This window comes from Thermotoga sp. RQ2 (assembly GCF_000019625.1).
Lineage (GTDB): Bacteria > Thermotogota > Thermotogae > Thermotogales > Thermotogaceae > Thermotoga > Thermotoga maritima.
In genome coordinates this window covers 935591-958187 of sequence record NC_010483.1, presented here as the reverse complement: position 1 = coordinate 958187, position 22597 = coordinate 935591, and the positions used below count along the sequence as shown (strand labels likewise).

The 22597-nt window shown below is 46.1% G+C and carries 20 protein-coding genes; 9 read left to right on the top strand and 11 right to left on the bottom strand.

Going from position 1 to position 22597, the window contains the following annotated elements; translation table 11 throughout:
• Positions 1 to 32: 32 nt before the first annotated feature.
• The 10 genes from TRQ2_RS04750 to TRQ2_RS04705 all read right to left on the bottom strand — a co-directional run bounded on the left by TRQ2_RS04750 (position 33) and on the right by TRQ2_RS04705 (position 13074).
• Complete coding sequence (locus TRQ2_RS04750; protein WP_012310824.1) at positions 33 to 2003, bottom strand: methyl-accepting chemotaxis protein; 1971 nt, start codon at positions 2001 to 2003, stop codon at positions 33 to 35.
• Positions 2004 to 2063: 60 nt separating this feature from the next.
• Entirely contained in the window at positions 2064 to 3992 is a 1929-nt protein-coding gene (locus TRQ2_RS04745; RefSeq protein WP_012310823.1) for a carbohydrate binding domain-containing protein, read from the bottom strand.
• A gap of 12 nt (positions 3993 to 4004) precedes the next feature.
• Positions 4005 to 6170, bottom strand: a complete 2166-nt coding sequence (locus TRQ2_RS04740; RefSeq protein WP_012310822.1) for a beta-glucosidase — start codon at positions 6168 to 6170, stop codon at positions 4005 to 4007.
• A complete protein-coding gene (locus TRQ2_RS04735) occupies positions 6154 to 6360 on the bottom strand; it encodes a hypothetical protein (RefSeq protein WP_004082479.1) in 207 nt (68 codons plus the stop codon). The genes TRQ2_RS04740 and TRQ2_RS04735 overlap by 17 nt, the downstream gene beginning before the upstream one ends.
• Positions 6360 to 7166, bottom strand: a complete 807-nt coding sequence (locus tag TRQ2_RS04730; RefSeq protein ID WP_012310821.1) for an ABC transporter ATP-binding protein — start codon at positions 7164 to 7166, stop codon at positions 6360 to 6362. The genes TRQ2_RS04735 and TRQ2_RS04730 overlap by 1 nt, the downstream gene beginning before the upstream one ends.
• Positions 7163 to 8155, bottom strand: coding sequence for an ABC transporter ATP-binding protein (locus TRQ2_RS04725; protein ID WP_012310820.1), 993 nt, complete (start codon positions 8153 to 8155; stop codon positions 7163 to 7165). The genes TRQ2_RS04730 and TRQ2_RS04725 overlap by 4 nt, the downstream gene beginning before the upstream one ends.
• 3 nt (positions 8156 to 8158) lie before the next feature.
• Positions 8159 to 9001, bottom strand: a complete 843-nt coding sequence (locus TRQ2_RS04720; protein ID WP_011943472.1) for an ABC transporter permease — start codon at positions 8999 to 9001, stop codon at positions 8159 to 8161.
• 3 nt (positions 9002 to 9004) lie between these two features.
• Positions 9005 to 10021, bottom strand: coding sequence for an ABC transporter permease (locus TRQ2_RS04715; protein ID WP_012310819.1), 1017 nt, complete (start codon positions 10019 to 10021; stop codon positions 9005 to 9007).
• 62 nt (positions 10022 to 10083) lie between these two features.
• Positions 10084 to 11898, bottom strand: coding sequence for an ABC transporter substrate-binding protein (locus TRQ2_RS04710; RefSeq protein WP_012310818.1), 1815 nt, complete (start codon positions 11896 to 11898; stop codon positions 10084 to 10086).
• A 30-nt stretch (positions 11899 to 11928) separates the two neighbouring features.
• Positions 11929 to 13074, bottom strand: a complete 1146-nt coding sequence (locus TRQ2_RS04705) for an ROK family transcriptional regulator (RefSeq protein WP_012310817.1) — start codon at positions 13072 to 13074, stop codon at positions 11929 to 11931.
• A gap of 417 nt (positions 13075 to 13491) precedes the next feature.
• Between TRQ2_RS04705 and TRQ2_RS04700 the strand changes: the two genes are divergently transcribed.
• From TRQ2_RS04700 to folK, 9 genes are all read left to right on the top strand, one after another.
• Complete coding sequence (locus tag TRQ2_RS04700) at positions 13492 to 14619, top strand: prolyl oligopeptidase family serine peptidase (RefSeq protein ID WP_238514432.1); 1128 nt, start codon at positions 13492 to 13494, stop codon at positions 14617 to 14619.
• Positions 14620 to 14706: 87 nt separating this feature from the next.
• Positions 14707 to 15780: a DUF362 domain-containing protein gene (locus tag TRQ2_RS04695; protein WP_004082494.1), complete on the top strand. Its 1074-nt coding sequence runs from the start codon at positions 14707 to 14709 to the stop codon at positions 15778 to 15780.
• 45 nt (positions 15781 to 15825) lie between these two features.
• Positions 15826 to 17325, top strand: coding sequence for a hypothetical protein (locus TRQ2_RS04690; RefSeq protein ID WP_012310815.1), 1500 nt, complete (start codon positions 15826 to 15828; stop codon positions 17323 to 17325).
• Positions 17322 to 17846 carry an NTPase gene (locus TRQ2_RS04685; protein WP_012310814.1) on the top strand — a complete coding sequence of 175 codons (525 nt, stop codon included), beginning with the start codon at positions 17322 to 17324 and terminating at the stop codon, positions 17844 to 17846. Before TRQ2_RS04690 ends, TRQ2_RS04685 begins: the two co-directional genes overlap by 4 nt.
• Complete coding sequence (locus tag TRQ2_RS04680; protein WP_012310813.1) at positions 17843 to 19093, top strand: HD domain-containing protein; 1251 nt, start codon at positions 17843 to 17845, stop codon at positions 19091 to 19093. The genes TRQ2_RS04685 and TRQ2_RS04680 overlap by 4 nt, the downstream gene beginning before the upstream one ends.
• A gap of 10 nt (positions 19094 to 19103) precedes the next feature.
• A complete protein-coding gene (queD, locus tag TRQ2_RS04675; protein WP_004082502.1) occupies positions 19104 to 19466 on the top strand; it encodes a 6-carboxytetrahydropterin synthase QueD in 363 nt (120 codons plus the stop codon).
• Entirely contained in the window at positions 19463 to 20242 is a 780-nt protein-coding gene (gene folE2, locus TRQ2_RS04670; RefSeq protein WP_004082504.1) for a GTP cyclohydrolase FolE2, read from the top strand. The genes queD and folE2 overlap by 4 nt, the downstream gene beginning before the upstream one ends.
• Positions 20243 to 20245: 3 nt before the next feature.
• Positions 20246 to 21082 carry a dihydropteroate synthase gene (folP, locus tag TRQ2_RS04665; RefSeq protein WP_004082506.1) on the top strand — a complete coding sequence of 279 codons (837 nt, stop codon included), beginning with the start codon at positions 20246 to 20248 and terminating at the stop codon, positions 21080 to 21082.
• The gene (folK, locus tag TRQ2_RS04660; RefSeq protein ID WP_012310812.1) at positions 21067 to 21531 is read left to right on the top strand and encodes a 2-amino-4-hydroxy-6-hydroxymethyldihydropteridine diphosphokinase; all 465 of its coding nucleotides are present in this window, start codon (positions 21067 to 21069) and stop codon (positions 21529 to 21531) included. The genes folP and folK overlap by 16 nt, the downstream gene beginning before the upstream one ends.
• Here the strand turns inward: folK and TRQ2_RS04655 are convergent.
• On the bottom strand, positions 21515 to 22594 hold the full coding sequence (locus TRQ2_RS04655) for a Xaa-Pro peptidase family protein (protein WP_012310811.1): 1080 nt from the start codon (positions 22592 to 22594) through the stop codon (positions 21515 to 21517). The genes folK and TRQ2_RS04655 overlap by 17 nt on opposite strands.
• Positions 22595 to 22597: the final 3 nt, after the last annotated feature.

The following is a 22597-nucleotide window of genomic DNA, read 5'->3' as shown; positions in this document are numbered from 1 at the left end:
CCCCGCCTGATTTTTTCTATTGATTTCCCTTCTCACACTTTGAACTTCTGAACGAGCGTTGAGAGCTGTTCAGAAAGCTCAGACAGTCTTTCAGCGGCCTGAGAGACCTTTGCGGCAGATTCGGTCTGATCTTCTATGAGAGACTCCATTCTGTTTAGACTTTCCACAACTCCTTCGACTATCTTTGTGACGTTGTCCATAGCGCTTGCCATTTCTTCTGCAGCCGCTCCCTGCTCCTGCGCAGTGGCAGCTGTGTTCTCTATCATGCTGTTGATCTCTTCTATCCTTCCAAGGATCTCCCTGAATCTCTTTGTGACTTCTTCTCCCATCACTGCTATCTCGTCCACTCCTTCGAACATCTCTTTCGAGCCGTTCTCCACGTGTTCTATCGTTGCCCTCAAACTGCTCAACATCTTCGCTATGTCTTCTGTCGCCCTCTGGCTCTCTTCTGCAAGTTTCCTTATCTCGTCTGCCACAACCGCAAAGCCCCTTCCCGCTTCCCCAGCTCGAGCTGCTTCTATCGCTGCGTTCAAGGCAAGTAGGTTCGTCTGCTCTGCTATCGAGCTGATCGTGTCCACTATCTCTCCTATCGTCTTGGCTGAGTCAACGAGTTCTCTCAGGTAGTCCCTCTGTCTTTCTGCTGACCCTTTGAGTTTGTTTATGACTCCTCCCACCGCTTCTACTCTCTCTGTTCCTTCTCTTGCCGCTTTCGTCACCGCTTCTGATCTTTCTGTCAGATCCTGGGTGATCTTTGAGATGTTCTGCGCACTCGCTGCCACTTCTTCTACCCCACTCGTCACTTCTGTCAGAGCACTGCTCATGTTGTTCGCCTCGTCCAGTATCTTCTTGGCTTCTTCGTGCAGGTTCTCTGACATCTTGTGGCTCTCTTCTGAGAGAACTTTTATCTCTTCTGATGCTCCGCTAAGCTCTTTCGAAGCTTCTATGATGCTCACTATCATCTCTTTGAGTGATAGTACCGCTTCTTTCAGGCTCTCTTCTATCTGGGTCAGTTCATCTTTCCCTTTCGCTTCGAACTCTACTGTCAGGTCCCCTTCTCCGAATCTCTTCACTTTCTCTACCTGCTGCCTCATTCTCTTCACTATCGGCATCATCGAAACAAACAACACCGCAAAGATCACGCCGCCAAACACTACATACGTCACTATCGTCCCAAAGGTCGCTTTCCTTCCTTCTGCAAGAAGTTCATCCAGGTCCCCCGTCGAGAAGATGTAGAAGTCGTATCCGGGCACTTTCTCCCACACGGTGTATTTCTTCTCTCCGTTGTATTCGTACTCTACGTATTTCTCTCCACCTTTCTTTGCTTCCTCGAATGCTTTCTCAAAGCCTCCAAGCTCTTTCACCTCTTTCATGAAGTTCCCCATGTCTTTGTGGATCAGTACCTTTCCGTCGCTTGTGACAAGAAGCCCGTAGCCGCTCTTGCTCGCTTTCCCTTCTTCTACAACCGCTTTCCAGAGATCGGTGTTCTCAGAGAGGGATATACCTAATGCTATCAGTCCAGATGGTTCTGAACCGAACGTTGTAACTCCCTCCACGAAAAGCAAAACAGGCTTTCCATCGATGGATTCGGCAAGGACAAGCGAAGTTTTGTTTTTTTCCTTCATAAGGCTGAGGTACTTTTCGTACTCTGAATAGTTCTTCTCTTCTATTTTTTCTGGTAAAACCAAATAAGCGGATTCGCTCATCTCATCGACAACAATACCAACGGAGACTGTATCCGTAGCCCCCTGAAGAACAGACTGAAGGTTCGAAGCGATCGTGTAACCTCCTATGAGAGAGCTACCAAGGAGGGTTTTCAGATTTCTTTGAACCTCGTTCAACTTCTGGGAGATGTATTTTGAAAGAGAAGACACCGACTTCTCCATGTAATCTTTTGCGTTGCTGATGAGAAGAGACGAGGTACTTCTCTGAACCAGATAAGCACTGAGAACAAAAGAAACAAGAACCACAACCATTATGAATATGATTCTGAATCTTATGTTCATCTCACATCTCTCCTTTTATGGTTCTGAAACACCCCCGGCGCAAAGCACCGGGGATGTGTCTCATTGAGGGCTCACCGTGACATCATCGAAATAAATCGTAGTTGCCGTTCCTTCTCCGAGTTCGAAACTGATCTGAACGACCTCATCCGCATCGTCTGGATGCGTGTAGGTGAACGTGAACGTCTGACAGTCCGCTGTGAGATTCACCGTTTGAGCGAAGTAGTTGGTCCAGGGATCGTGATTCTGCAGAATTTTCACATTTATAGGTCTTGGTGTATCCGCTTTTGCTTTGAAAGAAATGGTGTAGGTTTTTCCTCTGTAAAGACCTATCCACTGGTTGAACTGAATATGCCACGTGTCAGTTCCAGGATCGGCTATCGTGATATAAGCGTAGCCATCCCTGACACCGTAATCGGAGACCCTGGCACCACTGATTCCGTAGTCTCCCGCCTGCCAAATGAACCATTCGTCCGGGTTGTTGGCCTGATCGTTCACAATAGGTTCGTCGAAAGTGCCGTTATTTATCTGTTCATAGGTCACCTCGGGACCTGCCTGCTGCTGTGCTTGTTCATATTCGCAGTCATCCACTTCCCCGGTGATTGTTTCAGGATTCTTATCTTCGTAGACTCTGATGTAGTCGATGTACATTCTCTGCGGGAATTGGGTGGTTTCGTCGGGATAACCTGGCCAGTAGCCTCCCACGGCAACGTTCAGAATGAGGAAGAACGGATGGTCGAAAACCCACTCAAGACCGAGTTCGGCCAGTTCATCCTTGCTGAGGACGTGGTAGAGCTGTCCGTCCACGTACCACTCCACTTCGTCTTCGTCCCACTCGATGGAGAAAATGTGGAAGTCTTCGGAGAAATCAGGAACTCCTTCTGGAAGATGATAGGCAACACCTATACTCGCACCACCGGAATATCCCGGACCGTGTGCTGTTCCATAAACGGTTCTGGTGTCGTGGCCAAGCATTTCCATGATGTCTATCTCACCACAGGTGGGCCATCCGACCTCTCCTATGTTGTTTCCGAGCATCCAGAGAGCGGGCCAGATACCTTTTCCTTTTGGAAGTTTTGCCCTTATTTCGATTTTTCCGTACTTTATTTCGAATTTTCCTTCTGTGGTCATCCTGGCTGAGGTGTAGTCGTAGGTTCCGTACTCATCGGAAACCTGTTCTTTTCTCGCCTCAATCACAAGACAGCCGTTCTCAACGAACGCGTTTTCGTCTGTATAGTACTCGAGTTCCCCGTTACCCCAGCCTGGAATACCTTTTGCATGACCGTTTCCTATCTCGAAGTTCCAGATGTTCGGATCGATAACACCGTCATCGAACTCCTGACTCCAAACGAGCTGCCAGTCTTCCACTTTGTCTTCATCCTCCTCGGTGTAGATTTCGTTTTCCTCACCGCTTACCTCGAGAACACCGATGTCCTCCATCACTACGTCGTCTATCCAGACCGTGCCGGTATACCTTCCAAGCTGAAACTCGAAACGAGCATTTTCATCGGTCTCCTGTCTCATGACGAATTCGAACTCGTACTTCTGCCAATCTGTTCCGAGCTCGAAGACCATGCCGCCGGATTCGTCGGTACCGGGGTTGTACGCGGTCCATCCTCTTCCGGCCGTTCCTCCTATCTTCACCCCGATGTTCTTTTGAGAGGAAGCCTTGGCTCGGAAAGAAACTCTGTACTTGTGGAGTTTCTCAACACGTATGGGAGCCTGTATGATCTGAACCGACCAGGTGTGATCTCCTCCGTTTGTTATCTCAACCACGAGAACGCCGTTTTCAACTCGAGCCGTTCCCTCACCGTTTGAATTGGTGAAGAATACCCAGTTTCCTTCTGTGTTTATGGAACCATCCTCTGCGGGTGGGTCTATATCCATACCTGCGATGAGGATTGGTTCATCGAAAGAAGCGTTGCCAAGGATGTTTTGAGCCAGAATGAAAACAGGAAAGAGAAGCAGAGCGAAAACCAGCCTGCTCATCATATTACCCCCTTTTCATGGTTTGAATCTCTTCTCTCCCTCAACCAGAAAAATATCTCTCAACCTTATATCCCTCGAAGATGCACCGACCCTGACCTCGTATTCTCCTGACTCGACAACCCATTCTTTCCCATCGAAACTCGCAAGATCTCTAAGAGGAATTTCCAGAAAGATCTTTTCGGATTCACCCGGGTTCAAAAGTTTTGTTTTGTGGAACGCTTTCAGCTCCTGGAAGGGTTTGTCTATTTTCCCTTTTGGAGCTTTGACATAAACCTGTGAGACTTCCTTTCCAGCTCTGTCCCCGGTGTTTGTGATCGTGTACGACACTCTGAGTATATCTCCGTCGATAGCGATCTTTAAATCTTTGTATTCAAACTTTGTGTAAGAGAGGCCGTAGCCGAACTCGTAGGCAGGTTCCACACCAAAGGTGTCGTAGTACCTGTATCCCACGTAGATGTCTTCCTCGTACACCACTCTTTGCGGATTGTCCTTTGGCTCTCCTGGGAACGTCCAGGATGGAACGTCCGAGTAATCCTTCGGGAAGGTCGTTGGAAGTTTTCCGGAGGGATTAATCTTTCCCACAAGAACATCGGCCACTATTCTTCCCATCTCCTGTCCCGCCTGCCAGACAAGAAGAATTCCATCCACAAGGTCTCTCCAGCTTGCGACTTCGATGGGACTTCCGATGTTCAGAAGAACCACAACTTTCTTACCCTGATCGTGGAATTCTTTCGAGACGGTTTTTATGAGTTCCAGCTCGTCATCGGAGAGGTAGAAATCACCTTTCACCGGCTTTCTGTCGTATCCCTCACCGGAGATCCTGCTGATCACAACAACTGCAACATCGTTTTTCTTTGCAGCTTTCTTTATCTCTTTTTCTGGGAGGAAGTTCTCTGGAAGTTTCGGTTTTATGGCCGTTCCCCAGGAGTCGGTTCTGGGTTTATATTCCTCTGTTTCTCTCATCTTTTTTATGTACTCCTCATAAGTGGAAGCGAGTTCTTCGTCGAACTTCATGTTTCTTTCTTTTATGCCTTCAAGGATAGAGATCGTGTATCTCGGATGGGTGTCTCCACTTCCCGTTCCTCCCTTTATTGTTTCGATTTGACCGGTGCCAAAGACGGCGACATGGGTATTTTCATCGAACGGAAGAACACCGTTGTTCTCAAGAAGGACAACACCCTCCGCACCTGCTTTGTAGGCGACTTCCGCGTGAGATTCGAGATCCGGTTTGTTTGAGTACCTGTACCCTTTGAAGGAAGGCGCGTTCACAAGAACTTTGAGAATGTTTCTCACACACTCATCGAGAACCTCCTCACTCAACTTTCCCTCCTTCAACGCCTCCATGATTTCTTCTATTTCATCTCTTCTTTCCGTGTTCACCTGATACGCTTTTCCAGGCATGATCATATCGTTTCCGGCCTTGAGCTGTTCTACAGGGTTGTCTCCCGCGTACCAGTCGCTCATCACGAAACCGTCAAATCCCCATTCTTCCCTGAGAACCTTCTTCAAAAGCCATTCGTTCTGTGAACAGTATTTTCCATTCAGTTTGTTGTAAGCGCTCATCACGGTCCAGGGTCTTGCTTTCTTGACGGCAATTTCAAAACCTTTCAGATATATTTCTCTGAGGGCTCGCTCGGACACGATCGTGTCCACTACCATCCTGTTCGTTTCCTGGTTGTTCGCGACAAAGTGTTTTATGCAGGCTCCCACCCCTTGAGATTGAACTCCCTTGACAAAGGCTGAAGCCATTTCACCGGAAAGGACAGGATCTTCTGAGTAGTACTCGAAATTCCTTCCACAAAGAGGGTTTCTGTGAATGTTCATCGCAGGTGCAAGAAGCACATCGACACCGTATTCCCTAACTTCTTCTCCCATGGCTTTTCCCACTTCTTCCAGAAGGTCTCTGTTCCAGGTAGAAGCAAGCATGATTTCAACGGGAAATGCCGTCGTGTAGTAAGTGTTTTCATCGTTTTCCCTTGTTGGATTTATTCTGAGTCCTGCGGGACCATCTGCCAGGACAAACGCAGGAATTCCAAGTCTTGGAATGGGATGTGTTTCTCCAGCCGCACCCGCCACTCTGGAATGTGGGTTTCCAAAAAGTCCTGGAAGACCGACCCCCACAACGAGCTTCACCTTTTCCTCTGTAGTTAACTGAGAGAGGATTTCATCGATCCTTTCCATCGTCTTCTTCCCTCCTCTTTTTCTTTTCTCTGACGACAAGAAACACAAGGAAAGGTACAGTGAGTCCGAGGAGTCCTAAATTTAGGTAGAACTCCACTGGCCTCAAGCCGCGCCACAGGTAATAAAACAGAACTATCAATTCAAGAACCAGAGCCCAAGAAAAAATGGAGAGAACCGCTTTTGTAAACATCACAGATCCTCCAGTTTCCTGTAAAGCTTCGGGATGCTACCGACGAGGAGCTTGGTGTATTCGTGGGTCGGCTCGAGAACCACTTTGTCTGGGTGTCCCCTTTCCACGATTTCACCGTTCTTCATAACGAAAATGTTGTCGGAAACGTAATAGGCAAGCCCCAGATCGTGTGTGATGAATATGATGGACGTTCCTTGTTCCTCTCTGAGCTCTTCGAGGAGTTTTATGATACCTCCTCTGGAGGAAGCGTCTATCATGGATGTGGGTTCGTCCGCTACGATCAAAAGAGGCCTCAAGATCCAGCATCTTGCTATCATGATTCTTTGTTTCTGTCCACCAGAAATCTGGTGCGGGTACTTTCCAAGTACATCCTTCGGATCTATCCCCACTCTGAAAAGCGACTCCTTTATGAGTTCGAGCGCTTCTTTCTTGTTTGAAGGCTTGTTCTCGAGAAGACTTATGGCCTGCCAGAGAGTTCTCTCGACTGGATAGAAGGGATTGTAACTCGCAAAAGGATCCTGGAAAACCGCGTGGACCTTCCTTCTGAATTCAACCAGAGATTCCCTGTCCTTTATATCTTTCCAGATATCTTTACCTTCAAAGTAGATTTCACCGGAGGTAGGGGAAAGGAGCCTCAGTATCATCTTTGCGGTGGTTGTTTTTCCGGAACCGCTTTCTCCAACGAGTGAAACGATTTCTTTCTCCTTCACCTCAAAAGAAACATTCTTCACCGCCTCTATACGACGCTTGGAGAAGAATCCAAGTGAAAAGATCTTTGTAAGGTTTTTCACTACGAGCCTGCTCATGCTCTCTCCTCCATGTAAAGCCAGCATGCAACTCTTCTTCCCGGTTCTATCTCCGTTAGCGGTGGTTCTTTTTCTTTACAGACATCCATCGCGTGAGGACATCTGGGATGGAATCTGCAGCCAGATGGAGGATTTATGAGATTGGGTGGTGCACCAGGAATGGAGGTGATTCCTCTCTTTTTCACCTCTGGTTCTGGAGTGAGAACCGAATTGAAAAGCCCCTGGGTGTAAGGATGAAGCGGTTTTTCCAGGAGACTTTCCACAGGTGCGAACTCAACTATCTTTCCAGCGTACATGATAATCATTCTGTCTGCGATCTGCCTTACAGTCGCTATGTCATGGGTGATGAAGATTATGCTCTTCACGATTCCTTGGCGTTTCATCTGCATCAGGACTTTCAAAAGAACCTTTTGATTCACAACATCCAGAGCGGAAGTTGGCTCGTCAGCTATGAGAAGGCTCGGATTCAATATAGTTGCGATCGCTATCACGGCTCTTTGTCTCATTCCACCACTGAGCTCAAAAGGATACCTTTTAATCCAAAGTGGATCGAGCCCCACCTCTTCAAATCTTCTTCTGGCTTTCTCCAAAAGTTCCTCTTCGTCTATTCCGTGCGATTCCGCAAGATGCCTCACATACTTTTCCATCCTGATGGTGGGCATCAGTGCGTTCATCGCTGCTTGGGGTATTATCGTTATCTCTTTTCCCCAGAATTTTCTTTTCACTTCGTCTCTTGTCATGGACGAGAGCTCCACAAAATCTCCGTTAACTCTCAGAAATATCTTTCCATCAACGAGTGTCAACGGCTTTACCATGTTCATGAAAATCACGTTCGAGAGAGTTGTCTTTCCACAACCAGATTCACCGACAACCCCTATAACTTCGTCTTCCAGTATTTCAAAAGACAAACCATCCACAGCTTTGACAGAAACCTTTTCCAGTTTATAGTAGGCCCTCACATTTTCTGCTTTCAAAAGTATTTCTTTCATTCTTCACTCCTCCCTCAAGCGTGGATTGAAGACTTCATCCATTGCAGTACTGATGACCAGCAAAGAAGCAGTGACAGCCACAATGGCGAGTCCTGGTGGCACGAACCACCACCACAGACCTCTTCTCACTGCCTCCATGAGAACTGCCCACTGAAGCATGATTCCAAGGGAGATTCCCTGGGTGGGACCGAGCCCTATCAAGCTCAGACCTGCTTCTCCCATGATTCCTCCGTTTATGAAAAGAACAAAGGACATGAAGGCGTAAGTCGCAATCGTTGGGATGAGGTCTTCTATCACCAGTCTGAGATCGGAATAGCCGGCCATAACAGAAAGGTACACGTACTCCCTCGACATCACACTCATGAGTTGTGCTCTTATCGCTCGCGCAAACCAAGGCCACTGGAATAAGCCCAAGATGACCGCAACCATTTCAACACTTCGTACCTTCAAATAACTCGCTATCAAAATTGCTATGAGTATCGAAGGAGTAGTAAGGACGATGTTTGTTATTCCCATCAATACATCATCCACAATACCCCTTTTCACGGCGGAGAAACTTCCTATGATCGTACCTATCACAAGCGAGATGATTGCAGCCAGAAAACCGATGTAAAGCGAAGAACGAATTCCATGAAGCAGTTGTGCAAGGACGTCTCTACCGTACGTGTCCGTTCCGAGAGGATGCGCGCTGGAAGGAGGTTGCTCGTAATCCCAGGTCATTTCCATAGGATCCACTTTGTAGAACACTGGCCCAAAAATTCCCAGGAAGAGAAAGAAGAGAAAAATCGAAAAACCTATTATGAACTTTTTGTTCTTGAAAAGTGGTCTTATCATCGTTCGAAACATATTTTATGCCTCCTGTCCCAGTCTTATTCTTGGATCTATCAAAGCGTAAAGGAAATCCACAATGAAGTTAGCGAGATAGATAGAGGCAATAAGAATCACAAAGATCCCCTGAATCAATGGATAATCGAGTGTAGTCAAAGCCCTGAAGAGTAGATATCCCGTTCCAGGGTAATTGAACACGATCTCAGTGATGAGGGCTCCTCCTAAAACCCCTCCTAAGCTCAAAGCGAGTCCCGTAATCTGTGGGAGGAGGGAGTTTCTGAAGACATACTTGAAAATTCTCTTGTCTTTCATACCAAGGTATTCAGAAAACATCGCATAATCGCTTCCAAGCTCGTATATCACCATGAGCCTCATTCCTATCGCCCATCCACCCATTGCAGAAACGACGATGGATGCAAAGGGCATTATGTAGTGCTTCAAAACATCAACGAAGAACGACCAGCTCAGGTTCGGTATCGTTCCCTGAGAATAAGCCCCTTGAACAGGAAGCCAGCCGAGTTTAACTCCAAAAAGGAAGATGAATATCATTCCAAGCCAGTAATATGGGATCTGAGAAACTATCAGGGAAGTTGTAAGGACTCCCTTGTCAATCCATGTGTTTCTTTTGTAAGCCGCTAAAGCACCGAGGCTGTTACCCAGAATCCAGGCGACTATCGTTGCTGGAAGAAGGAGTGCCAGTGTCCACGGAATAACTGGAATGATCAGGTCAATGACTTTCCTGGGGTAGAAAGTAATGGATGTTCCAAGATCTCCTCGAAGTGCCTTGGTGATGAATTCGAAATACTGAACGTACCAGGGTTTCCCGAGACCAAATTCTTCCATTAACGTTTTCTCAGCTGCTCTTATAGCCTCTGGATTCGCCTGAGCCACCCTTGAAAGGTTGGAAAGGATTTGAGATAAAGGATTCCCAGGAATCGCTCTTGGAAGTATAAACACAATAGTGGTTGCCACTATGTAGGTAACAAGCAGGAAGATGAAACGTCTCAAAAGGTACTTGAACATCGATTTCGATCCCATTCAATTCTCACTCCCCACTCTGTTTTTGTGAAACCCGGCCCCGAAGTGGGGCCGGGGAAAGATCACATGGCCGCTTTCTGGAGATCTTCGAAGATCTTCGCGGTGGGTATCTCGATTCCTCCTTCATCAACCGTTCCAAGCCAGGACGGTACGGGCTGTGGATCGCTCTTCTTGGAGATGATGAAGAGAGTCGGCCAGGTGTCCGCGTGCCATGGAGAAGGTCTGAACCAGGCTGGATTGTCCTCGCTCGGCCAGTTGATCCAGTACTTCGTCGAGTATTCGTACCAGTGAGCCGTGTAGAACGCGGGTATGCTCGGCATATCTCTGTAGATGATCTGCTGGATTCTGAAGTACGCCTGTTTTCTCACCTCAGGATCGAGTGTAGAAACTGCTTTGTCGAGGAGTTCGACTACCTCATCATTATCGTACCTTTCCCAGTCTCCAGCCCACGTGACTTCACCTACAGGAGCAGACAGCCTCTTATCGAGCACAAACCTGTATATGTTGAACGGATGATCGAAGCTCGGACCAACACTCCAGGATATGATGAGGTCGAACGTTCCTTTCGTCATTCTGTCTGCCCATACAGAGTAATCTGGAAATTCAGTTCTTACATCGATACCTATGCTTCTCAGATTCTTTGCGATCATCTCACACATCATCATCCAGTCAGTCCAGCCGTACGGAACAGATATCGTGTACGGACCAAGTTTCGTGCCATCGGGGCCAACCCTTACACCATCAGGTCCTTTTTTGTACCCTGCCTCGTCCAAGATCTTGTTTGCCATATCGAGATCGAACGGGATTCTTCCATCTTCAGTTCCAAAGGTTTTCTTTGCAAGGTCGTAATCGATGTACTGCTTGTACGGTTCGAAGAGATCGATCACCATGGACGGGTGAGCCTGGCTTCCATAACCGAAGTAAGCCTTTTTGAGCATTTCGTTGTACGGAATAGCGTAAGCGATCGCTTTTCTCACAGCTGGGTCGCTCAAACCAGGTTTGGTATTGTTTACGTACACGAATCCCACACCGTCGGGAATGAAGTAAGGTTCCTTTTTGTACCACGTTCCAACCGGAAGGCCTTTCTTCTCCCACAGTTCCCAGACACTCGGAATGAAGAGTCCGTTCCAGTCAATGTCGCCTCTTTCGAACGCGAGACTGGCACTCGGGTTGTCCTTGTAAATGACGTGAGCCAGATACTTGGGTCTTGGAAGTCCGAAAATGTCTTTACCCCACCAGTCGTCAACTCTCTGGTACACAACGATGTTCGGGTCGTAGTAGTAGAGTTTGTAAGGACCAGAAACAACCTGTTCTTCAGGTTTGTCGTTGATCCAGTCTTTTATGTTCATCTGTGCTCTGATCCTTTCGTAGACGTGTTTGGGCATCGGTTGTGCACCGAGGGAGTAGGAAAGGAACTGGAAGTAATTGAGATTCTCTTCTTTCGCCTTGAATTCAACCACTTTTGTGTCAACAGCTTTCACGTATTCGATGTAGGTATCCCATCCACCGCCGGGGCCTATTCCGAGTTCTTTGGTGAGCTCCAGAGCGTAGACAAAATCCTCTGCGGTGATAGACACCCCATCGCTCCATCTTGCTTCAGGTCTGATGTAGATCCTCAGAGTTTTGTCGTCCACGAATTCGTATCTTTCTGCGATGACAGGAATCCAAGCGTCTCTTCCAAGGTCGTACTGGAACGCCGGAAGGTACATGAACTGATCAGTACCCCACGTGGACTGCGGTGCATAGAGGTTCCAGGTGGTTGCAGGACCCCAGAGGGCTCCTCCGATGTAGACTGTGTCTTCACGTGGCAGAGACACCTGCGCCATCAAACTGGAAAGAACCAAAAGAGCCAGTAACAGTACAAGTGACTTTCTCATACCCACACCTCCTTTGTATATGGATAAAGGTTAAGTTATTTGTCTCAGAAACTCTTCTATCGCCAGAACATTTCCTCCAACAAGGGACGGTGAAATTTCCTTGAAAATGGTATCTCTTATGAGAACATCGGCAATTTCTCTGTCTATTATCTTTTCAAGTTCTCTTTTTATAAAAGAACCAAATGTGTCCCAGAGATCGTTGACAACACCGCCGAGTACTATCACGCCGGGATTCAGAAAGTAGATGATGTTCTTTAAAACGACTGCTACATATTGTAGGAATTCTTCCATTGTTTCTTTCACGTTCTTTTCCCCTGAAAACCATAACCTTTTGATGTGTCGAAACTTCTCATCCAGCGTTTCTCCCTGAAGTTCTACAAATTTCTCTATCTTTTCTATGAGTTTTGATATAGAGAGAAACTCCTCCACTTCTTTTCCGCTTTCTACATCGAGGACAACATGACCTATTTCCCCAGCAGCGAAATTTTCTCCCCTGACGATTTTGCCGTTCACCGAAATCGCTCCACCGATTCCTTCACCGAAATAGAGAAAGAAAGCAACATCACTTTCCTTTACATCCTGAGAAAAGAATTCTTCAGCCAACAGCGAAAGGTTGGAATCGTTTTCTACCAGAACTTCCAAATCTAGATTCCCAAACTCCTTCTGAAAATCAATATCTCTCCATCCAAGGTTCGGTGCGTGGATCAAAAACTTACTTTCCGTGTTCACAATACCTGGAAGAGAAAACACCACTTTCGATATGTTTTTGTTCAGAACATGGCTTTTGAGAATGTTTTCATAGGAAGAAGTGACTCTTTGTTTGAATTCACCAAAATCTTTCGGAGTAGAGAACCTCTCAATTATTCTCCATGCACCATCCAGAAAACCAACTGCAACCAGCGTCTCAAGTACCTCCACGTTGTATATAATGGATGTGATGAAAGATCTTGTTGGACCGTAAGTTACGGCTTTTCTGCGACGACCAGTCGCTGTTCCCTTTTCTTCTACCAGTCCTTCATTCACCAGTTCTTCAATGATCCTCCATATTGCGCTCTGAGCGAGTCCTGTTTTTCTGGCGATTTCCACCCTGCTGTGCGGTCCACTCTCTATCAGATATCTCAGAACCATCTTTTTGTTTTCCGTTTTCATGGATTTTGGATTCAGCTTTTTATGCACTTCATATTCCTCCTGCTTTTTATCTATCTTCCTCAGAAAGAAATTATAACGATATGAATCAAAAAGTACAAACACAAGTAATACCCATTTTTCATGATTATGAGTGAATAATGGGAATTATTTCAAATTATAGTTCAAATTCTAATATTTTCTTTGAGTTACAACTGATTTTACTCCCGATGCTCTTTCTAAAGAGTTCAAGGGCATCATTCTCAAAAATGTACGTAGTAAAAGCTCCGTCGAAACCATAAGTTATTGACTCCATGTAATGATCGGTTGCCGTTATTTTTTATGTTAAAATTACAACATACTCGAAGTGAATTCTGCATCAAAGGGGGTGTAATCACGAGAAGAGGAGCGCTGTTTTTTATTTTCATGGGAATTCTTTCTATACTCTTTGCGCAGGAGGATGTTACTGTGAACGGTGTAACTCTTATTACAAAAGTCTTTCCGGAAGGTGAAAAAGCCTGTGCGGTCGTCATCGAATATCCCGTTGAGATCGATGGTCAGAAACTCTCACCGGATCAGTTCTCGGTGAAAGTGAAAACTAGCGATACCTACTCTTCAAGAACGATTACAAAAGTCTACGCAAACAACAGCGGAGATCTCTCTTTTAGCATTTTCAACAACCGCGGAAAGTATGTTGTTCTGGAACTCTCCACCGAAGATTTACACTCAAACACCATTGTTTTCGGGCCTAATTTTCTCAACACCCGCGTGAAACTGGACTACATTGTTTCACAGCTTGTTCCCATTTTTGACGTAGACGGGAACGAAGTGGAACCTTTTACGTCGAAACAAACGGATGAGAAACATCTCATCATCGATGATTTCCTCGCATTCACTTTCAAAGACCCAGAAACAGGTGTTGAGATACCTTACAGGTTGTTTGTTCCAAAAGATGTGAATCCTGACAGAAAATACCCGCTGGTTGTCTTCCTACACGGAGCGGGAGAGAGGGGAACGGACAATTATTTACAGGTCGCTGGGAATCGTGGAGCGGTTGTCTGGGCCCAGCCGAGATACCAGGTGGTTCATCCGTGTTTTGTTCTCGCACCGCAGTGTCCACCAAACAGCAGCTGGTCCACACTCTTCACTGACAGGAAAAATCCTTTCAATCCAGAAAAACCCCTCCTTGCGGTGATAAAGATCATTAGGAAACTTCTTGACGAATACAACATAGACGAGAATCGAATCTACATCACCGGGCTTTCGATGGGAGGTTACGGCACCTGGAGTGCCATCATGAACTTTCCGGAACTCTTCGCAGCTGCAATACCGATATGCGGTGGAGGAGACGTCAGCAAAGTCGAGAGAATAAAGGACATACCCATCTGGGTTTTCCACGCAGAAGACGATCCTGTTGTCCCAGTGGAGAATTCGCGTGTTCTTGTGAAAAAGCTCGCAGAGATTGGAGGAAAAGTCAGATACACCGAGTACGAAAAAGGTTTCATGGAGAAACACGGGTGGGATCCACACGGATCGTGGATACCTGCCTACGAAAGTCAGGAAGTCGTAGAGTGGCTGTTTGAACAAAGTAGATAGTTGTGGTAGAATTTAAGTGAAAAATCATATACCTCAAGAGAGCCCTGCTGGGCTCTCTTTTTAATTCTCAAAAAAGGAGGGATTCACATGCCAGCAAAGGTTTATTTCACAGACATGACGACCAACCCAAACATGAACATGCTTCAAAAGTTAGAACTTCTTTTGAAGAAAGTGGAACTGGAAAAGATCATCGAAAAAGACAAGTTCGTGGCTGTAAAACTCCATTTCGGTGAATACGGAAACCTCGCATTCATAAGACCCCAGTACGTGAAAATCATTGTGGACCAGATCAAGAAACTGGGTGGAAAACCTTTCCTCACCGACGCGAACACGCTCTACACCGGCCACAGATCGAACGCTGTGGATCATCTGATAAATGCCTACCTGAACGGTTTCACCTACGAGGTGACAGGGGCTCCTGTGATCATCGCGGATGGTCTCAGGGGTTCAGATGAGATAAAGGTGAAAATAGATGGAAACTACGTAAAAGAAGCGAAGATAGGTGCAGCGATAGCCCTGGCAGATGCGATAGTCGCTGTAACACATTTCAAAGGGCACGAAGCAACAGGTTTTGGTGGAACGATAAAAAACGTCGGAATGGGAAGTGCATCCAGAGCTGGAAAGATGGAACAACATTCCGAATCCAAACCGTACGTGGTTGAAGAAAAGTGTGTCGCCTGTGGAACATGCGCGAAGTTCTGCCCGGTTGGAGCAATCACCGTCACAAAAGTGGCAAAGATCGATTACGAAAAGTGTATCGGCTGTGGACAGTGTATCGCCATGTGTTCCTACGGTGCCATGTCTCCAAAATGGGACAGCTCGACTGACTCTTTGAGTAAAAAGATGGCTGAATACGCAAAAGCGGTTCTCAAAGACAAGAAAGCGGTCTTCATTTCGTTCATCATGAACATCTCTCCAGACTGCGACTGCTGGAACATGAACAAACCTCCCGTGGCTCCCGATATAGGAATCGCGGTCAGTACAGATCCGGTCGCCCTGGACCAGGCCTGTATCGATCTTGTCCTTCAAAAAACGGGCAAAGATCCGTTCCTTGAGGTTCACCCAGATGTAACCTGGAAGACACAACTCGAATACGCTGAAGAGATCGGTCTTGGAACAAGAGAATACGAACTCGTGAAGGTGGCTTGTGATTTGAAGTGAAAAGTGGTTTAATAGAGGTGGCAAACTTTATGAGGAGGTCTTATTGTGAGAAAACTTGTTTTGATCAGTTTGGTTCTTTTAGCGGTCCTTGGAATCTCCCAGGAATGGGTCTCCCGATCTTTCGGCCCTATTAGCTGGCAGCAACCGTCAGACTGGCAGGAAACACCCCCACTTGGTCTCAACTCGACCGGAGTTTTCAAGGGAGTGGGTGATGGTCAGACACTCAATCAGGGAGTCGGTGTGTTTTTCATCTACGACGCAGGTGTTGAAGAAGCGCTTGTCTATGGACTATCTCAGGATGCATCTCTCGTCGACCAGGGTGAGACAGAGTGGAAAGGATTCAAGGGAAGATACTACAAATTTGAGGGAAACAACCTTTCTTTCAACGTTCAGGTCTTTCCACTCGGAATGAGAGATCTCGTTTTCTGGAGTTTTGTGGCCGGAGAACCTGCAGACGAGGATTTAAAGACTCTGGAGAAGATCCTCTCAAGCATCGATCTGAACGAACGATTCAAATTCAGTAGGTGGAGCTCGCAGGATGGAACGCTTGAGATGTACCAGAACGGCAATCACTTCGAAGGATCTTTTGGAGAGAAAACCTTGGAAGGAATAGTGATCGAAAACAGTATCTTTGGATGGTGGAAAAAATCAGACTCGACCGGCAGCGTGGGACCGTCTTGGTTCTGGGATGGTGCCTTCAACGGAAAGTTCGTAGAAGGGAAACTGCAGTTGTTGTTCTCCAGCTCGGAAGATCCGTTCTACTCGCTGGAAGGAACCACTGTGATCTTTGAAAACGTCTCCGGAGAATTCGAAAGCTCCACGGCGGAAGAAGTGTCCGTTACAGAATCTCTCCTTTGCAGAAGCGTTTACGAAAACACACCTTTCGCTACAGACACTGCGTTCACACCTTTTGACAAACGAATCGTCATGTGGAGCGCGACAAAGCCATTCGAAAACTCCCATATATTCAAATGGGAATGGTACGATCCAGATGGAAATCTGAAGGAAACCGTCTATTACGTCGTTGCTCCAACGATAGAAACGGGTTACGACTATTACGACAGCGTGTGGGGCTGGATGGCAACCGACGGATTCGGAGAAAATGTGTTCGGTAACTGGAAAGTAGTGGTTTACGCGGACGGAAAGAAACTCGATGAAAGTTCTTTTAAAGTGGTTCAGGAACCAGAAATGAAAACGATCGAAACAGAAACCTTCAAATTGAACGTTCCCGCTTACACCTATTACCAGCTTTCTGAAGGAGTGCATTACTTCATATTGGACATTGCAAATCTGATCTTCGCAGAAGCACATTACGAAACAGAACCACTCAACGGTGAGGTTTACAAAACCCCGAATTACGAGGTTAACTTCATAGAGACATCCATGCCGGATTACCAGACGGGACAGAATTTCACCTACTGGATTGTCCAGTTCCCAGAGAAAGATGGACAGTACCTCTACATGGGTTTCTATGCTCCGGAAGAGGACTTCAAGAGATTGGAAAGTCTGTTTGAAAGGATTTTGAACAGCGTTGAGTTAAAATGAAAATACTGATCACCGGAAGGCCAGGTGTCGGGAAAACCACTTTAATCAAGAAACTATCACGCCTCCTGCAGAACGCAGGGGGCTTTTACACTGAAGAGATGAGAGAGGACGGAAAAAGAATCGGTTTCAAGATCATCACCTTAGATGGTGAGGAAGGAATATTAGCAAGAACAGACCTCCCTTCTCCATACAGAGTGGGTAAATACTACGTGAATCTAAAAGACCTGGAAGAAATCGGTGTAAGATCGCTCGAAAGAGCCTTTCAGGAGAAAGATCTGATCATTATAGACGAGATAGGAAAGATGGAACTCCTATCCAGGAAATTCCGGGAGGTAGTCGAAAAAATCTTCGACAGCGAGAAAGATGTGGTAGCCACAATCAAGAAATCGAGCGATCCATTCGTAGAAAAGATCAAAAACAGAAATGATGTCGTCATCTTTGAGCTGAACGAGAAAAATCGTAACTCTCTGTTGAACGAAATTCTGTCTGTTTTAAAATTCAATCGAGGTGAAAAACAATGATACAGATGTTGATTAATTTATTAAAAACGATCCCTTCGCTGGGAAGACACTCATTTCAGGTCGCTTTTCTTTCCGCTCAGATCGCAGAAAAAATGAATCTTGATTCCAACGTTTCATTCTTATCTGGATTGATCCACGATCTGGGACTGATTCTGCCATACGAAGGGAAAACGCTGCTGGATGAAATAGACGACACTTTCGTTATCGTGCGGGACACCCCGGGCAAACCCCTTCACCTTCACAGCATTCTTGGGAGCTTCATCACCGATTACGTCGAGAAACTGAAGCCCATATCCCCCATCGTTTTGAAACATCATTTCCCCGCCTCGTACCTGGACAAAACAGAAGAGAATCTGATCTCCAACATCGTCTTCATCTCGGACCAGGTTTCAAGATACACAATGGTCAATTTAGACGTTTCACCCAGAGATATCCTCATAGCTCTTGAAGATATGAAGAGCTTCTTCTTTCCGGAGGTGTTCGAAGCATGCAGAGAGGTTCTGAACATGGAGTTTGTCCAGTGGCAACTTGAGAATATTCTTGCAGGATACGATGTTACAGACTTGCTGAATGACCACGTAAGAAATTGTCCGGACTGTGACAAGAAAGACCTGATTCAAATTGGGAAAATCGTATCTTTCATCGTGGATACCAAAAGCGAATTCACCACCAGCCACACCTGGAGAGTCGCAGTCTTCTCAAAAAAAATGGCAGAAAAAGCTGGCAGAAACAGTGAGGATCTCTTCATCGCTGGTCTGTACCACGACATTGGTAAAATCAGCGTGAGTTACAAAATTCTCGAAAAACCAGCAAAACTCAGTGATGAAGAATACGCTATTATGAAAAAGCACGTCTATTTCTCCTATCTCATCCTTCTCCCCTACAAAGATGAAAACTGGTTCTTACCCGCGGTAAGGCACCATGAGAGGCTCGACGGTTATGGCTATCCTTTTAGACTGAAAGGGGAAGAAATGACCCTTGAAGATAAAATAATCCAGGTTGCCGACGTGTTCAGCGCACTTTTAGAGGAAAGGCCTTACAGACCTGCGAACACCGTGGAAAAAGCCCTGAGCATGGTGCGCGAAGAAGTGAAGAAAAAGAAGTTATCTCAAGAAGCCTTCGAGTTACTTGAATCATCCCTGGAAGACTTCGATCTCAGCAGTATAGAGGTGGGAAGAGAGATTAGAAAAGAGATCAGAACGTTTGTGAATAGAGTGGTCGAAAAATTCGGAGATTACGTTCTTTAGAGGTGAGAGCATGATCTTGGTGAAGAAATTTTCTTTTGAAGCCGCACACAATCTGACCAGGTACCTTGGAAAGTGTGAGAGACTCCACGGTCACACCTACAGACTCGTTGTTAAGATAGAAGGTCCTCTGAACGAAGAAGAGATGGTCATGGATTTTGCCGAGCTGAAAAAAATCGTCGAAGAGCTGGTTATTTCTAAACTCGATCACTCGTATCTCAACGACATGTTCGACCAGCCCACCACGGAAAGAGTAGCGATATGGATATGGGATCAGCTCTCAAAAGAGATGGAAAAACGCGGTGTCAGGCTCCACGAGATAGAACTGTGGGAGACAGAAACGAGCGGTGTTGTGTACAGGGGTGAGAAGGTTTGAAGGATGTTCAGAACGAAAAAGACCCAAGGATGGTCCCTCTAAAAAAGGTGGGAATAAAAGATCTGCACTGGCCTCTCAAGGTGATTCTCAAGGAAGATGGATACCAGTCCACCGTTGCTCAGATTAGCTGTTCAGTGGATCTTCACCGTGAAAAAAGAGGAATACACATGAGCAGATTCATAGAAGTTCTAAACAAACTGGAAGTGATAACTCCTCAAATCTTCGAAGAGATTCTGGATGATCTCATAGAAATCATGGAAGCAAAGAGGGCACACCTGGAGATCCACTTTCCTTACTTCATATGGAAGGAGTCTCCTGTTTCCAGAAAGAAATCGCCGTTGAAAGTGGACTGCTTCGTTGAAGCAGAAAAGGAGAAGAATTTTTCTTTCAAAATTGGGGTCAGAACACCTGTCCACACACTCTGCCCGTGTTCAAAAGAGATCAGCGATTACGGTGCTCACAACCAGAGGGCTTTCGTTGAAATAACGGTGAAAACCAGAAAGTTCATCTGGTTCGAAGATCTGGTAGAAATAGCGGAGAAAAACGCAAGCTCTCCTCTTTACACCCTGCTGAAGAGGCCGGACGAAAAGTTCGTCACGGAAAAGGCTTATGAGAATCCCCGATTCGTAGAGGATGTGGCAAGAGACGTGGCACTGGAACTGGAGAAAGATCCAAGGATCACCTGGTACAGAGTCTACGTGGAAAGTATGGAAAGCATACACAACCACAACGCGTTCGCCTGTGTAGAAAAAGGAGATTTCGTTCTGGAGGGATGAAACGTGGTTTACACAACTCCATGGAACAGAAAGATCGAGTTTGGAAGAACGATGGTTATGGGAATAATAAACGTCACACCGGACTCCTTCTTCGCTGATTCCAGAAAACAGAGCGTACTCGAAGCGGTGGAAACCGCAAAGAAGATGATAGAAGAAGGTGCTGACATAATAGACGTGGGAGGAATGTCCACCCGTCCCGGATCAGATCCCGTCGATGAGGAAGAAGAATTGAACAGAGTGATTCCCGTGATAAGAGCGATCAGATCGATAACCGACGTTCCGATTTCCGTAGATACATACAGGTGGAGGGTGGCTTTGAAAGCTCTTGAAGCCGGAGCGGATATCGTAAACGATATCAGCGGTTATCAATTCGAACCGGATATCGTCAGAGTAGTTTCTGAAAACAACGTCCCTTACGTTCTCATGCACATAAAAGGAACGCCAAAGACGATGCAGGAAAATCCTCATTACGAAGATGTGGTGAAGGAGATAAAAGAGTACTTCACAGAAAAAATAGAGTATCTAAAAGAAAAAGGTGTGAACCAGATCGTTCTGGACCCGGGTATCGGGTTTGGAAAAAGATACGAAGACAACCTCGAAATTCTTCGAAGGATCGACGAATTCAAAGAGTTAAAACTGCCCATCCTCATAGGTGCTTCAAGAAAATCTTTCATAGGAATCACCTTGGGAAACGTGCCCCCCGAAGAAAGACTTGAAGGTACTCTTGCGGTCACCGCGTACTGCACGATGAAAGGAGTAGATATAATTCGGGTACACGATGTCCTCCCTAACAAGAGGGTGATAAGAATGATGGAGGCGATACTCTGGCAAAGGTTGTAATAGCGCTTGGAAGCAACCTCGGTGACAGGCAGAGAAACATAGAAAAAGCCCTTGAGGAAATGAACAAGAGAAATATAAAGGTAGAAACAGTATCCTCCATAATCGAAACAGAACCATACGGCTACGAAGATCAACCGAGGTTCCTGAACGCGGTTTGTATCGCACAAACACCGCTTTCTCCTCACGAACTGCTGAATACACTTCTCCAAATAGAGAGAAACATGGGAAGAGTGAGAACGATACGGTGGGGACCCAGGATCATCGATCTCGACATCGTATTCTATGAAGATCTTGTTCTCAGCGAAGAAGACCTCATAATACCCCATCCCGATGCGCACAACAGAACGTTTGTCCTGGAACCACTGTGCGAGATAGCTCCAGATTTAATCCATCCTGTGATGGGAAAGACAGTGAGAGAACTACTGGAAGATCTCAGACGACGAAGATAGATCTCGGCAGAGTAGTGAGTATTTCACAGCCCTGCTCTCTCAAGACCACGTCTTCTTCTATCCTTATACCGAACTTTCCCTCCAGATAAATTCCGGGTTCTACGGTGAAAACAACGTTTTCTGGAAGTGGAGAATCGTTTCTGAAGCTGATGGCTGGTCCTTCGTGTACTTCGAGGCCTATCCCGTGTCCCAAACTGTGTCCGAAGAACTCACCGTAACCTTTCTCCTGTATAAAATTCCTGGCAACCGAATCGAGTAGTTTTCCCGTCACACCTGCCTTTGCAATTTTGAGAGCCCTTTCCTGTGCTTCGAGAACTACACTGTGAACTTCCTTTACTTCGTCGGATGGTTCTCCTATGGAAACAACACGGGTGATATCAGCACAGTAATTCTCATATGTGGCCCCGAAGTCTATCACAATCACGTCCCCTCTCTCAACTACTTTGTCTGAGGCTTTACCGTGCGGAAGAGCGGATCTACAGCCTGAAGCCACTATGGTGTCAAAAGCCACACCCTCCGCTCCTTCTTTTCTCATCGTGTATTCGAGAAGGGCGGCGATCTCTTTTTCTGTCATTCCAGCTCTGATCTGCTGTATCGTTTCGAGGAAGGCTCTTTCAGAGATCTCTATTGCCTGTTTTATCTTCTCGATTTCTCCTTCGTCTTTCACCATCCTCATCTGCTTGACTTCATCATCTATTCCTATGAACTTTCTATCTCCAAAGGCACTCGAAATCCTCCGGAAAAGTGAAAGAGAAACCCTTTCTTCTTCCAAAGCAATCGTTTTTATTTTCAGATCATTCACCGTTTTTTTGAGAACATCAATGAAATCCCCACCTTTTACTTCCCTCACCTCGAAATCCGTTTCCTGCTTGGCTTGAACTGTGTATCTGGAGTCGGTTATGAGAAGCCTTGTGTTTTCGGAGATGAGAATGATGGAAAAAGATCCGGTGAATCCGGAAAAGTAAACTGAAGATGCCCTGGCAGAGTTTTCTATGTTCATTATCAGAAAAGCGTCTGCTTCTTTTTCGGAGATGAGTTGAATCAATCTTTCTGATCTGTCCATTGT

What these genes read in the sequence shown, in the direction of transcription:
- TRQ2_RS04750 (WP_012310824.1), bottom strand. Translation starts at nt 2,003, where the DNA reads ATGAACATAAGATTCAGAATCATATTCATAATGGTTGTGGTTCTTGTT.
- TRQ2_RS04745 (WP_012310823.1), bottom strand. Translation starts at nt 3,992, where the DNA reads ATGATGAGCAGGCTGGTTTTCGCTCTGCTTCTCTTTCCTGTTTTCATT.
- TRQ2_RS04740 (WP_012310822.1), bottom strand. Translation starts at nt 6,170, where the DNA reads ATGGAAAGGATCGATGAAATCCTCTCTCAGTTAACTACAGAGGAAAAG.
- TRQ2_RS04735 (WP_004082479.1), bottom strand. Translation starts at nt 6,360, where the DNA reads ATGTTTACAAAAGCGGTTCTCTCCATTTTTTCTTGGGCTCTGGTTCTT.
- TRQ2_RS04730 (WP_012310821.1), bottom strand. Translation starts at nt 7,166, where the DNA reads ATGAGCAGGCTCGTAGTGAAAAACCTTACAAAGATCTTTTCACTTGGA.
- TRQ2_RS04725 (WP_012310820.1), bottom strand. Translation starts at nt 8,155, where the DNA reads ATGAAAGAAATACTTTTGAAAGCAGAAAATGTGAGGGCCTACTATAAA.
- TRQ2_RS04720 (WP_011943472.1), bottom strand. Translation starts at nt 9,001, where the DNA reads ATGTTTCGAACGATGATAAGACCACTTTTCAAGAACAAAAAGTTCATA.
- TRQ2_RS04715 (WP_012310819.1), bottom strand. Translation starts at nt 10,021, where the DNA reads ATGGGATCGAAATCGATGTTCAAGTACCTTTTGAGACGTTTCATCTTC.
- TRQ2_RS04710 (WP_012310818.1), bottom strand. Translation starts at nt 11,898, where the DNA reads ATGAGAAAGTCACTTGTACTGTTACTGGCTCTTTTGGTTCTTTCCAGT.
- TRQ2_RS04695 (WP_004082494.1), top strand. Translation starts at nt 14,707, where the DNA reads ATGCCAGCAAAGGTTTATTTCACAGACATGACGACCAACCCAAACATG.
- TRQ2_RS04685 (WP_012310814.1), top strand. Translation starts at nt 17,322, where the DNA reads ATGAAAATACTGATCACCGGAAGGCCAGGTGTCGGGAAAACCACTTTA.
- TRQ2_RS04680 (WP_012310813.1), top strand. Translation starts at nt 17,843, where the DNA reads ATGATACAGATGTTGATTAATTTATTAAAAACGATCCCTTCGCTGGGA.
- queD (WP_004082502.1), top strand. Translation starts at nt 19,104, where the DNA reads ATGATCTTGGTGAAGAAATTTTCTTTTGAAGCCGCACACAATCTGACC.
- TRQ2_RS04655 (WP_012310811.1), bottom strand. Translation starts at nt 22,594, where the DNA reads ATGGACAGATCAGAAAGATTGATTCAACTCATCTCCGAAAAAGAAGCA.